This is a genomic window from Methylophaga sp. F-2 (genome assembly GCF_056859315.1).
Genome location: NZ_JBSXOF010000016.1, coordinates 238,135 through 250,927 on the forward strand (window position 1 = coordinate 238,135; position 12,793 = coordinate 250,927).

Here is a 12,793-nt window from a genome sequence, read left to right on the forward strand (position 1 = left end):
ACCACAAACAAGCAGTTAGGGTATTAAAAAGCATGAATGTCATATTGATAAGCTTGTTGATATGCGCATACTAACCGGAGGTGGTTACAAATTTAAGTTTATGAAACAAGGTTAATGGTCGATAAATAATGATATTGAAATGGTGATTATAGGTATCAGCGTGGATCATTTTTCACTGTGACTGAACATGAAAAATAAATGAAAAAGACATTTTTTACCGCTGCTTTTATTAACTTTATTATTACGCTGGCTTATGTAGTTACAGGCTGGCTTAGTATTCAGTTAGCGACATTTGAGCATTTTTCAGCATTGGTTTTTTTTCCTGCTGGAATTGCATTGGCATCATATCTGACATTTCGCCCTGTTTATGTCTTACCCGGTCTGTTTTTTGGGACATTTTTATTGGCAGTGGCAGTATCGCCAGAACTAAATTTAGCCTTCTCTAAAGTCATTGTTATTGCATCCACTATTTCGCTATCAGTCTGTTTACAAGTCGTTATTGGAAAATACATTTTCCGTCGATTTATTAAATATCCAATTACACTTAGTCGTGATCGCGATATTTTTCTATTCCTGCTACTGGTTCCTTTTATTTGTATAGCGACAGCCAGCATCGGCTTCGGGATCATTTATCTTTTCAATTTAGCAGAAATAGATTTTTTCCGAGTCTGGTTGACCTGGTTGGGAGGCAACATTATTGGCATCTACGTGATGCTGCCTTTGGCTCTTAGCTTTATAGGACGACCTCGATCTGTATGGAAAACAAGGCGTTGGTTTATAGGCACGCTTTTTGTGCTTTCTGTGATTATTATCAGTTCTGTTGTATGGAGTATTCGTCAGTTTGAAGTTAATCGCCTTGCTGATCAATTCAAAATAAGAACTCAGGAAGCATCTGAGCTGTTTAAAGTCGCCTTAAAAACGGAAGAGTTGATACAAGATGGCGTATCACGTTTATTTGCCTCTTCCGAAAAAGTCACACGAGAAGAGTTTAAGAATTTTGTGAACTGGACTACTTATCATGATCAGCATATCCAGGTCGTTGAGTGGTTGCCTCGTATAGAGCATTCACAACGTATAGCCTATGAAGAAGAACAAAAAAAATATTTTGGTGATGACTTTGTTATTACCGAAATTGTTTCACCAAAAACACTCGGAGCAGCAAAGCAACGCGATGTTTATTATCCGATTACCTATCTTGAACCTGAACTTGATAATTCGCTATCACGAGGATTTGATCCATACTCATCCGTTGTTTCAAGGAAAGTGATTGATCAAGCTATTGAAACCGGTCAGGCAATTGCCAGAAGTCCGTTGAAAATGATACGCAGGCAAGATCAAATCAATTCTTTAGTGATTTATCGCCCTATTTATCAGACCCCCTCAGGGAAGATGAGTGTTGAGAAAGAGGGAAACCAAGTTATTGGTCTAGTGAATATGATTATTCGGGTCGAAGAGTTTGTAGAAGATATTTTGAAGCAAGCAAGAAAGCCTGAGTTCGAAATAAATTGGCTTGATTTTCAAAGCGGTGAGTATTTTTATCAACAAAACGCTGAAAGCAACTCAGATATCAAGCACTACGTTGATTTCGAATTGGCGGGTCGTAAAATGCAATTACAATTTTATCCCACCATAAATTTTATCAATACCTATTCAACCAGTCTGGCATCTCTGGCATTGGTTTGTGGCTTTTTGATAACGACATTATTTACTTTGTTATTTCTCAGTATTACTGGCAGAACATATCGGATATCAACAGAAGTTATATTACGAACTCGTGAGTTGTCAAAAGCTACCTCACGAGCTCAGGAATCAGAAAGGCGTATCAGAGATGTACTGAAGAAAATGCAGCTGACGGAACAGCAGTTACATCTTTCTGATGTGGCGTTTAATTCCACCAGTGAAGCTATGATGATCACCGATGCTAATAAGTACATCATTGCAGTCAATCAGGCATTTATTGATATTACTGGATACAGTCAGGAAGAAGTGATGTATCAGTATCCTGATTTTTTAGTGACGGGAGTTTCACTATCTGAACCAATCAGACTGACACATGAGCTGTGGGATATCATGCAGCAGAAAGGCACATGGAGAGGAGAGGTCAGGACGATAACAAAATCGGGTGACTCTCTGCCTTCATATTTAGCCATATCAGCAATTTATGATGCAGAACAATCACTAACTAATATGGTGGCTGTTTTTACGGATATGACTGATGTCAAAGAAGCTCATGCCAAGATCGAAAGGCATGCTAACTTTGACACACTGACCAATTTGCCGAATCGACGTTTATTTACTGATCGTTTGCATCAGGAGATTAAGCGTTGTGAAAGACAAAAAGAAAGAATCTGTTTGATGTTTCTTGATTTAGACCGCTTTAAAGATGTCAACGATACGTTGGGGCACGACTTTGGCGATGAACTGCTTCGAGAAATGGCCACCAGAATTTCAAGCTGTATCCGGGAGATGGATACGGTGGCCCGACTCGGCGGTGACGAATTCACCATTATTTTATCTGAGTTTAATAACAAAGCGCATGCGATTACTGTAGCAAAAAGCCTGATTACTGAAATAGAAAAGCCTGTAATTATAAAGGGCCAATCTATCCGGGTATCAACTAGTATTGGGATGACGTTTTTTCCAGATGATGCTGAAGAACCTGGTTTGTTAATTCAAAATGCCGACAGAGCGATGTATGCCGCAAAAGAAATGGGGGGCAGCGCATTCAAGTTCTACAATGCAGAGCTCGAGTCAAGCTGGTTGGCCAGGACATTTATCATTAATGAGTTAGAGTCTGCATTACTTAATGGGGAACTTGATGTTCATTATCAGCCCATTATTTCAATGAGTGAACATGAGCATTTATACGCTGAAGCACTAGTGCGGTGGAATCATCCGGAAAGAGGTATGATCCCGCCCTCAGATTTTCTACCCCAAGCCGAACGAATGGGGATGATTGATAAGATTGACGATTACGTGTTCAAGCGAGTTTGTCGAGATCTCAAACGATGGCAGAGCAAAGCTACTAAAACACCTCATATTTCTATTAATCGTTCAGCACATAATTTTGGTGGACAGCGTGGACGATTAGATTGGCTTGCTTATTTAGCGGAGCTATCGCTCTCAAGTGAACTTATTACACTGGAAATTACCGAAAGTACGCTAATGCAAAAACAATCTGAAAGTCGAATGTTGCTACATCGTTTACGTGATGCTGATATAAAAATCGCTGTGGATGATTTTGGGACGGGGTATTCATCGCTATCGTATCTGAAAGAAATGGATGTTGATTTTTTAAAAATTGATCGCTCGTTTATTCATGATATTGAAGAGAGTGAAGATGACAGAGCCATTGTTGAAGCGATTACGGAGATGGCTAAACGATTAGATATAAAAGTCATTGCAGAAGGCGTAGAAACAGCCACTCAAGCTGATATTTTGAAAAATATAGGCTGCCATAGTCTGCAAGGTTTTTACTATTCTAAACCCTTACCTGTGACTGAATTTGAAGTTTATATGTTTGGAATTGATAAGTGACGGGTAAGGCGGTATCACTTAAATGGCGGAGAACGAGGGATTCGAACCCTCGATAGGCTATTAACCTATACACACTTTCCAGGCGTGCGCCTTCAACCACTCGGCCAGTTCTCCTTAAGGGAGCGAAAGATTACCCTAGATTGCTTCTTCTGGCAATGATGTATCAGAAGCTTGGGTTTCTGTTTTTGCGGCCGCTTTTGGTTTTGTTGCTCTTGTTTTACGTGGTTTACGTGCGGGTTTCGGCTTGTCTTTCGTTGAACTGTCAGTCACCTGTTGAGCGTCATTTTGTGTATTTTCTTTTGCTGGTGGCGCAGATTCACTCTTTAGCTTGGCATCAGTATCAGACTCTTTGACAGCCGCCGTATCTTCATCTTGTTCAGGTTTTGTTTTCTTTCTTACTGATGTTTTTGTTTTATCCTGTCTGGCGTAAAAGGCGAGACCTCTAAGCACAATATCTGGATAGTGGTGCACATCGTCGGATAGTAAAGGCAATAAAGCTTCTGCATCACCACCTGTGATTATAAAACGAATTCGATTGTTAAAGCTTTCTTTTAGGTCGCTGATGATACGTTCTATCGTAGCGGTTACTGCATAAAGTGTGCCTGTATGAATGGCACTGTAGGTATTCGTTGCTAAAGTTTTGAACTCTTGGTTGTCTGTATCTGCAGTGAGTGCATCGGTATTGTTGACCAAGCTGCTTTTCATAATGCTGATACCAGGAATAATCATTCCACCTTGGTGCTGACCAGCTTTGGTCACAATATCAACAGTGATTGCGGTCCCGCAGTCGATAATGCATTGAGCAAGACGGGCATGTTGTCTGGCGGAAATAAGCGATAACCAGCGGTCTACACCGAGCTTTTCCGGCTCATCATAAGCGTTGATAACACCAAAATGTTTTTTCTCAGCTTGAATAAATTTTGGTGTCAGATTCCATTGTTTTTGTGTCCAGTCGCTGAGTTGTTCAGCTATTTTTTCTCCAGCAACATTGGCTACATAGATGGCCTTGATATCTGCTAATGTTTTCCATGCCTTATTTAGCGAGGCTTTAATACCGGATTTGTTTCGGTCAAAACTTTGGCTTTCAGTAAGACCATTATCATCCATAATGGCCCATTTAACTCGACTATTGCCAATATCTACCAGTAATTTCATGAGGCAAACCTAATGCTGATGTGGCTATTAGACAGCAGTTTTATTTCATTGTTTTGTAAATAACGTAATTCGCCCTGATCATTAATACCACAGGCTATTGCTGTCGATTTTTGAGCGCCATCGATCAAAGTAATCGCTTGCTCATGTAAGGCATCATACTGAGGCCAAAGTGGGACAAAGTCAGTAAGACCTCGATGTTCAAACAGTTCTATGGTTTCTATCATGTTCTGAAGTATTTTTCCTGCCAGCCAGTTACGACAGGGGACCGGGTCACAAAGCTGTTCGAGGCTGGTAGATGGTTGTTGAATTAATGTTTTTGTGGCTTCTGGAAGCTTGAAATTAAGGCCGATGCCCACAACGGTATATTGTCTGGTATTGAATCTTGATTCTACAAGAATTCCAGCAAGCTTTTGTCTTTTATGTAATACATCGTTAGGCCATTTTAGCGCTAACTGATTGATTCCAGACTGCTTGAGGGTATTTATTAAACTGATACCGACAGCAATGCTAAGTCCATGTCGGGCTTCTTCTGCGCAGTGAGGCCAAAATAGAGAAAGATATAAATTCCCCACTGCTGGTGATTGCCAGGCATCACCACGACGGCCTCGTCCCGCGGTTTGAGTTTCAGCAATACAAGCTGCTGGTCCTAATTCTCCTTGACTAAACCGTTGCCAGAGAATGTCATTGGTGGATGTTACTTCAGGCAGAATAAGAATCTCAGAAAGTGTATTAAAAGTCCGAGGTTCCATAGCGCTGACAATGGCAGCATGTGATAGCGGTGAAAAAGTTGGATTGTTCAAAAGAGTGTTCGATTTGTGAAACGAGAGAGCAGTTTAACAGGCTAAGAGGAGTTACGGGAGTCTCCTCATAAATTTTATATTGGGTGATGGTTACACTTTGATATCTAAGATGCTACCAACCATTTCATTGCTTGCTTTGACTACTTTTGCAGAAGCTTCAACTTGTCTTGCGTTGGCATCCAGTTCAAGCATCGCTTTGGTTAACTGTTCGTTAGAACCGGGATCCGCAGAAGCAATTTTGGCGCTACTTTGTGCCGCACCGTACATGCCACTCTGAATACCCGCTACACCTGATTGAAAAGCAGAAATGCTACTCATAAAATCTCCCCAGTTATGTTGACTTTATACCATTTTCCAACTAACTAGTTTGTGACTGAAGTCGCTTTTTTGTTTTTTGCGTTAGCTTTGACATAAATGATAGTAGAACAAAAACAAATACTACTGCAAATTAAAGCTAGCAATGGATAAATTGAAACCGCTGGCGCACTGTAGAGTTCTCCTACCGCATGACTGAAATAGAATAACATCAGAAAGCTTGTCCAGGCATGTGTATATGGACGACCATAAAGCAACCCACGCATGGGAAATAACAGTGGGACCAGACCGATGATTAGCATTGCTGCGACAGGATAATTTTCTGCATGTGGTGCAATGAATATCCAAGCCAGTAACGTGAGCATTAACCCAAAAAAGCTGATTAACGTCAGTGCTCTGAATAATTTTTCAAGATTCATGTAGTTTCTTTGCTGTATTTGCGATCCGTCGACCTATTGCTTTACACAATTTTATCTCGTCGTCATCTAGGTTTCGTTTATTATCAGGTTCGGCTAAATGACTTGCTCCATAAGGCGTGCCTCCGCCTTTTGTTGTCATTAACTCAGGTTCACTATAGGGAAGCCCCATTAACAACATACCATGATGAAATAACGGTAACATCATCGACAATAAAGTGGATTCCTGACCACCATGCAAGCTGCCTGTTGAAGTAAAAACCGCTGCAGGTTTTCCTGATAAAACGCCTGAAAGCCAGCTATCGCTAGTTGAGTCGATAAAGTACTTAAGAGGCGCGGCCATATTGCCAAACCGTGTTGGACTGCCTAATACCAGTCCTGCACATTGTTTCAAATCTTCATGGCTGACATAAAGATGGCCTTCATTTGGAATGGTATCTTGAGTGGCTTCACAGACAGTCGATACAGGAGGAACCGTTCTAAAAACGGCTTCACAGCCAGTGACGGACTCAACGCCACGTGCTATCTGCTCGGCCATCGCTTTTACATGTCCTGTTCGGCTGTAATAAAGAATTAGAATTTTTGTCATGATAATTTAGAGGATGTCTAAAACAGACTCTGGTGGACGACCAATTTTTGCTTGATTGCCGTGGATAACGATCGGTCTTTCTATAAGTTTAGGGTGACTGACCATAGTTTTTATGACTTCATCATCACTTAAGGAATCATTTTTCAAATTAAGCGTTTTATATTCTTCTTCCCCTTTTCTTAATAAGTCTCTCGGACTGATTCCAAGTTTAGTAATAATCGCTTTTAACTCATCAAACGTTGGCGGTGTATCCAGATATTTTACAACGTCAGGGTTAATGCCGTTTTCTTCAAGTAAGCTCAGTGTTTGTCTGGATTTGCTGCAACGCGGGTTATGCAAAATTGTGATAGTGCTCATCGGGAGGGTTCCAGTAGTTTTTCTAATGCGGATAAATGAATTTCGATTGGCCGAATTGTGGCCCATTGTGAACAGCCTGGACATAACCAGTGCATAGTTCGACCTGAAAAACCACAGTTTTTACAGGTATAACGATCACCTTTATGTATTAACGTTGTGGTGACCTCTTTTATCAGAGGTATTAAGGCCTGATGATTGTCCTCACCCAACATGATAAGTTGATGTAAGCCTTCAACGGATGGGTGCTGATGTAGTTGTCGATATAAAAAGCGTTGAGCAGCTTCTGTACCTTGTTTTTGTTCAACGAGTCTTGTCAGCATTAACCTTGCGGAAGTCAGGTGATGATGTCTTGTTAGTAGTGATTCTAACCAGTCTTTGAAATCATCCAGGTTATTTGTGTTGTCAAAGCAGGTATAGAGCAGTGGTAAGGCTTCGGGAAGAAAATAATGATTTTGTTTTTCGACATGCTGGAGGACGCGAATCGCTTTTCGATATTGTCCGATCTTGATTAGTATGCGGCCTTCCAACAGGCTTGCTCTGACACAGTCAGCATCATAATGATGCGCGCTGCGTAATAAATTTAAAGCCTGATGTTGATCTTTTTCTAACAGTGATTCTGCCAGTTCACAATAAAATTGAGCAATGAGTGCCCGTGTATTGGTTTTATTATTCGCCGGAATTTGTTTTGCCATATCGATGGCTTGCTGCCATTTTTTTTCTTGCTGATAAATACGTAATAATTGCTTAGGGGCTTCAGGTGGAGTACCTGGTTGTTGTAGTAATTCCAGAAATAATACTTCGGCCCTGTCCAATACACCGGCACTCATATAATCCAAGCCCAACTCAACCAGAGCCTGGCGCCGTTGTTGCGCGCTAAGTGATGGTCTGGCGATTAAGTTCTGGTGAATCCTGATGGCGCGATCACTTTCCCCGCGTCTTCGGAATAGGTTCGCTAATGCCAGGTGAGTTTCAACGGTTTCACTATTGACTTCCAATAGACCGATAAAGACATCAATCGCTTTATCAGGCTGTTCGTTTAATAAATAATTCAGGCCTTTGAAATAGTCAGGACTAAAAGAAGATTCTTGCGGACGATATCGACGTTTGTAATGACGACGAGCGATTATCCAGCCAGAAAGGGCGGCAACAGGTAATAAGAAAAATAACCAGCCAAGCATCAATTAATGTGCGTCTTTAATCGGTAATATTCGTAAACTGTTAATTTCCTGTTCGGAAACAGAAAGTTTAGATTGTAGTCTGCGATTTTCGTAACGAAGTTTCATGGTACTGAATAACAAGATAACAGCACCTATGATGACACCAGTGAGCATGGATAGCGCGACCAGAACTGATAGAGGAATTGTTAATTCACCGAAATAATAATTCACCGTAACACTACTCATGTTAAATGCGGCAAAAGCGGCACTCAATAAGAAAATAAGTCCGAATATCAGGAGTAATATTATTTTTCGCATTGTGCGGTGTTCCTTAAAATTACTGATGTTTTCTCGTTAATTTCATTCAACAGGGATCATACCCTAAAATCGAACCTTGCCCAGAATAAGGCGAAATCATGTAGAATTACATTTTTATTTTGACAGGTCGGTCCTGTATCAACTCGTGATTTTGGAGAATTCACCATGACCTTTGTTGTCACAGAAAACTGTATTAAATGTAAATATACTGATTGTGTTGATGTCTGCCCAGTAGATTGTTTTCACGAAGGTCCTAATTTCTTGGTTATCGATCCTGATGAGTGCATCGATTGCACACTTTGTGAACCAGAGTGTCCGGCAGAAGCTATTTTCTCTGAAGATGATTTACCTGATGAGCAAATGGAGTTTTTGCAAATCAACGAAGAATTATCTCGGGTATGGCCTGTGATTTCTGAAAAGAAAGATGCACTTCCAGATGCAGAAGAGTGGGATGGTAAATCTAATAAAACACCTTTACTGGAAAGATAAAAGCATTATCGAATGACATAAAAAAAGCCCGCTTTCGCGGGCTTTTTTGTTTTTATACCATAAGATGTTTGAGTTTTTTCATGGCATTATTTTCAATCTGGCGAATACGTTCAGCCGAAACTTGATACTGATCTGCCAGCGTGTGCAATGTCGCTTTATTATCTTCATTTAACCAACGCTGCATAATGATATCTCGGCTACGTTCGTCTAGTGTTGCTAATGCGTTTGATAATTTTTGTTGCTGATAATCTGTGTAATTATCATCTTCTAATTGATTAGAAGGATCTGAATTATCATTAGCCGCTAAGTAGGCGACAGGCGAGTAATTATTTTCATCATCATCAACATCGTTGGGTAAATCAAAAGATGTGTCTGGTTGAGCTAATCTACGCTCCATTTCCATCACATTATCTGCTGTCACACCTAGGTCTTCTGCAACGGCTTCAACTTCTTCTTTATTTAACCAACCAAGACGTTGCTTGGCGCTACGAAGATTAAAAAATAATTTACGTTGTGCTTTGGTTGTTGCGATTTTTACAATGCGCCAGTTACGGATCACATATTCGTGTATTTCAGCGCGAATCCAGTGAACAGCAAATGAAACCAGACGAACCCCTTTTTCTGGGTTAAATCGTTTCACCGCTTTCATCAGGCCGATGTTGCCTTCTTGAATTAAGTCGGCAACGGGTAATCCGTAACCACTGTATCCTTTGGCAATACGAACTACGAAACGTAAGTGAGATAAGACCAACCGTTGGGCGGCTTTAAGATCACCTTCAGTTTGCAGGCGATTCGCAAGATCGTATTCTTCTTCCTCAGTTAATACAGGAATGGTATGCACAAGACTGGTGTAAGCATCTAAATTACCAATAGGTGCTAAAGCCATATCATATTGAGCTACATTCATTGTCATCTGTTCTTGTCTCCTGAGAGTCATTCCTTTAATCATAACACTAAAGGATTAATATCAACTATAAGAAGCTTATTTTTAGAAAAAGTTCCTGTATTTGCCACTATGTGGGTTCGATATCATTCAAGTGCCGGCCAACGGCTAGCCATGCGCCCGACACCCCCAATAGAAGCCCAAAAAGTGGTAGAGACAGAAACATTTGTCCAAGCATCCACTGGAGTGAAAACTGGCTATCATAGAGGGCTGTTAACCTAGTGATAGGTCCATTAATAGCGAGTAAGGCTATTAGTAAAGTGAACCAGGCAATACCTCCACCTAACAGGCCGTACCAAAATCCCGTGTATAGAAAAGGCCTTCTGACAAAAGCGTTAGTACCACCAACCAGTTTTATCACGCGTATTTCAGTTTGCCTGCTAAGAATGGCTAGACGAATCGTATTGCCAATAACTAACAGCACACTCAAAGATAATAGAGTTGCAAGAATAGTAATGCCTCGTTCACCTGTTTGATTAATCGTTTTTAGACGTTTCAGCCAAGCCATATCAAGCTGGGCTAAGTCAACTTCCTGCATGTTTTGTAAACGTTCGAGTAAACCTTGAATAGCTTCTTGGTGCTCTGTTTCAACGGGTTTAATGATAATGACCGGCGGTAAGGGATTCGTAGGTAGACTATCTAGAATCTCATCTAGCCCTGATAATTGCCGGAACTCCTGCAAAGATTGTTTGGCAGAATGATAGTCAACAGCACTGATGTCTGGCCAAGCAAGTAATTGTTCAGCAAGTTGTTTACCACGCGCATCGTTTGTGTTTGGTTTCAGAAAGAGTGAAATTTGACTGGCATCATCCCATTGTCCAGCCACTTGCTCCACATTTTTCAGTAACACATATAAGCCGGCTGGAAGTGCTAGCGCTATGCCTATAACTAAAACCGTCATCACACTGGCGACAGGCGTTCTGGAGAGTTGCCCTAAACTGTAGAGCATGACCTGTAAGTGTCTTAGAAAATAATTAGGTAAATTGAATGACAACATGTCAGGCAAGACGTCCTTGGTGTAGCGTGAGTTGGCGATAGGGCATCGTGCTGATCAGTTCGTGATCATGGCTAGCAATGAATACTGTGACGCCAACCTGATTGAACTGTTCGAAGAGATGCATGATTTCTCTTGATAATTCAGGATCCAAATTACCAGTTGGCTCATCAGCAAGTAGCACTGGAGGTCTGTTCACAACCGCACGGGCGATACCGACACGTTGTTGTTCACCACCAGATAAAGCAATAGGCAGATTACGTTCTTTTCCTAGTAAGTTGACTTTATCCAGAGCCGCTCTAACTCGACGTCCAATCTCCCGATGATTTTCACCTGCTATAATCAATGGCAGTGCGACATTATCAAAAACAGTTCGGTCATGAAGCAGATTGTGATCCTGAAAGACTAAGCCAATTTTGCGTCGGTAATAAGGGACTTTCCATTTAGGCAGACGGGTGAGATTTTGGTTATTTACCCAGACTTGACCATGCGTGCTGCGTTCAATCAATGCAATAAGTTTTAATAAGGTACTTTTACCGGCGCCAGAATGACCAGTGAGAAAAGCCATTTCACCTTTTTCGAGTTCAAAACTCAGGCCAGATAAAGCTTCGTATTGATTAGTATAACGTTTATAAACGTCAGTAAAACGGATCATTTAATCTCTTCTTTTCCCAACAAAGCATCAACAAATTCAGTGGCATTAAATCGACGTAGATCATCGATTTTTTCACCCACACCGATATAACGGATAGGCAATTTTGTTTTATTGGCAATAGCGAAAATAATACCGCCTTTGGCTGTGCCATCTAATTTGGTCAATGTAATGCCTGAAACACCAACAGATTGTTGAAATTGCTGTGCTTGCTGAAGTGCATTTTGTCCAGTACCTGCATCCAGCACGAGCATGACTTCATGAGGTGCTGTGTCATCTACTTTAGCCATGACACGTTTCACTTTTTTTAACTCTTCCATTAAGTTGGACTGTGTATGCAGGCGGCCAGCGGTGTCAGCAATCAGAATATCCATATTTCTGGCTTTAGCGGCTTGTAATCCATCAAAAATGACAGAAGCCGAGTCAGCGCCGGTCTTTTGTGCGATAACCGGGATATTGTTACGCTCACCCCATACTTGTAACTGTTCTACCGCTGCTGCACGGAAGGTATCACCAGCTGCCAGCATGACTTTTTTACCTTGCTGTTGGAATTGCTTAGCGAGTTTGCCGATGGTAGTGGTTTTGCCCACACCGTTTATTCCTACCATCAGAATCACATAGGGTCCGTCAGTTTTTTCTGGTATTTCCAGTGGTTGACTACTCGGTTCAAGGATAGAAATCATATCTTCACGCATAGCAGCAAATAAGGCTTCTACGTCGTTTAATTGTTTGCGGGCCACCCGCTGAGTCAGATCAGTAATAATTCGTGTCGTTGCTTCAACACCAAGATCGGCTGTAAGAAGTTGAGTTTCAAGCTCTTCCAACAGGTCATCATCAATGTTTTTACGACCTAAAATTAAGCTGGCGAAACCTTCAGTAAGTTTACTACTGGTTCGGCTCAAGCCTTGTTTCAGACGACTAAAAAAACCGGGTTGCGGTGCGTTATCTGTCTTTTCCTCTGCGGGTTCATCAGCAGGGGATAATTCTTGCGAATTATCAACAGTGTTATCTTCAGCAATAGAGGCGTCTGACGCGGGTGTTTTTGACTTTCTTTTAAGGAAACTAAACATA

General features: G+C 41.2%; 14 protein-coding genes and 1 tRNA gene. 2 read left to right on the plus strand and 13 right to left on the minus strand.

Going from position 1 to position 12,793, the window contains the following annotated elements; translation table 11 throughout:
* The first annotated feature begins 198 nt into the window (after nucleotides 1–198).
* The gene (locus tag AC13DA_RS05465; protein ID WP_284451781.1) at nucleotides 199–3,537 is read left to right on the plus strand and encodes an EAL domain-containing protein; all 3,339 of its coding nucleotides are present in this window, start codon (nucleotides 199–201) and stop codon (nucleotides 3,535–3,537) included.
* 23 nt (nucleotides 3,538–3,560) lie between these two features.
* On the opposite strand, the gene AC13DA_RS05470 is transcribed toward AC13DA_RS05465, so the two are convergent.
* The 9 genes from AC13DA_RS05470 to AC13DA_RS05510 form a co-directional block, all read right to left on the minus strand.
* A tRNA-Ser gene (locus AC13DA_RS05470) sits at nucleotides 3,561–3,651 on the minus strand.
* 21 nt (nucleotides 3,652–3,672) lie between these two features.
* On the minus strand, nucleotides 3,673–4,692 hold the full coding sequence (locus AC13DA_RS05475) for a type III pantothenate kinase (protein WP_284451780.1): 1,020 nt from the start codon (nucleotides 4,690–4,692) through the stop codon (nucleotides 3,673–3,675).
* The gene (locus tag AC13DA_RS05480; RefSeq protein ID WP_284451779.1) at nucleotides 4,689–5,492 is read right to left on the minus strand and encodes a biotin--[acetyl-CoA-carboxylase] ligase; all 804 of its coding nucleotides are present in this window, start codon (nucleotides 5,490–5,492) and stop codon (nucleotides 4,689–4,691) included. The genes AC13DA_RS05475 and AC13DA_RS05480 overlap by 4 nt, the downstream gene beginning before the upstream one ends.
* 90 nt (nucleotides 5,493–5,582) lie before the next feature.
* Entirely contained in the window at nucleotides 5,583–5,810 is a 228-nt protein-coding gene (locus AC13DA_RS05485; RefSeq protein WP_007145806.1) for a hypothetical protein, read from the minus strand.
* A gap of 44 nt (nucleotides 5,811–5,854) precedes the next feature.
* Entirely contained in the window at nucleotides 5,855–6,226 is a 372-nt protein-coding gene (locus tag AC13DA_RS05490; RefSeq protein ID WP_007145805.1) for a DUF2069 domain-containing protein, read from the minus strand.
* Complete coding sequence (gene wrbA / locus AC13DA_RS05495) at nucleotides 6,216–6,812, minus strand: NAD(P)H:quinone oxidoreductase (RefSeq protein WP_040576265.1); 597 nt, start codon at nucleotides 6,810–6,812, stop codon at nucleotides 6,216–6,218. Before wrbA ends, AC13DA_RS05490 begins: the two co-directional genes overlap by 11 nt.
* 6 nt (nucleotides 6,813–6,818) lie before the next feature.
* Nucleotides 6,819–7,169, minus strand: coding sequence for an arsenate reductase (glutaredoxin) (gene arsC / locus AC13DA_RS05500; protein ID WP_284451778.1), 351 nt, complete (start codon nucleotides 7,167–7,169; stop codon nucleotides 6,819–6,821).
* Nucleotides 7,166–8,347, minus strand: a complete 1,182-nt coding sequence (gene lapB / locus AC13DA_RS05505; RefSeq protein WP_284451880.1) for a lipopolysaccharide assembly protein LapB — start codon at nucleotides 8,345–8,347, stop codon at nucleotides 7,166–7,168. Before lapB ends, arsC begins: the two co-directional genes overlap by 4 nt.
* A gap of 3 nt (nucleotides 8,348–8,350) precedes the next feature.
* Nucleotides 8,351–8,644 carry a LapA family protein gene (locus AC13DA_RS05510; RefSeq protein ID WP_007145801.1) on the minus strand — a complete coding sequence of 98 codons (294 nt, stop codon included), beginning with the start codon at nucleotides 8,642–8,644 and terminating at the stop codon, nucleotides 8,351–8,353.
* A 165-nt stretch (nucleotides 8,645–8,809) separates the two neighbouring features.
* Between AC13DA_RS05510 and fdxA the strand changes: the two genes are divergently transcribed.
* The gene (fdxA, locus tag AC13DA_RS05515; protein ID WP_007145800.1) at nucleotides 8,810–9,133 is read left to right on the plus strand and encodes a ferredoxin FdxA; all 324 of its coding nucleotides are present in this window, start codon (nucleotides 8,810–8,812) and stop codon (nucleotides 9,131–9,133) included.
* Between the two features lie 52 nt (nucleotides 9,134–9,185).
* On the opposite strand, the gene rpoH is transcribed toward fdxA, so the two are convergent.
* The 4 genes from rpoH to ftsY form a co-directional block, all read right to left on the minus strand.
* Nucleotides 9,186–10,046 carry an RNA polymerase sigma factor RpoH gene (gene rpoH / locus AC13DA_RS05520; protein ID WP_007145799.1) on the minus strand — a complete coding sequence of 287 codons (861 nt, stop codon included), beginning with the start codon at nucleotides 10,044–10,046 and terminating at the stop codon, nucleotides 9,186–9,188.
* A 100-nt stretch (nucleotides 10,047–10,146) separates the two neighbouring features.
* On the minus strand, nucleotides 10,147–11,073 hold the full coding sequence (gene ftsX, locus AC13DA_RS05525; RefSeq protein WP_284451777.1) for a permease-like cell division protein FtsX: 927 nt from the start codon (nucleotides 11,071–11,073) through the stop codon (nucleotides 10,147–10,149).
* 1 nt (nucleotide 11,074) lies between these two features.
* Entirely contained in the window at nucleotides 11,075–11,725 is a 651-nt protein-coding gene (gene ftsE / locus AC13DA_RS05530) for a cell division ATP-binding protein FtsE (protein WP_007145797.1), read from the minus strand.
* On the minus strand, nucleotides 11,722–12,792 hold the full coding sequence (gene ftsY / locus AC13DA_RS05535) for a signal recognition particle-docking protein FtsY (protein ID WP_284451776.1): 1,071 nt from the start codon (nucleotides 12,790–12,792) through the stop codon (nucleotides 11,722–11,724). Before ftsY ends, ftsE begins: the two co-directional genes overlap by 4 nt.
* Nucleotide 12,793: the final 1 nt, after the last annotated feature.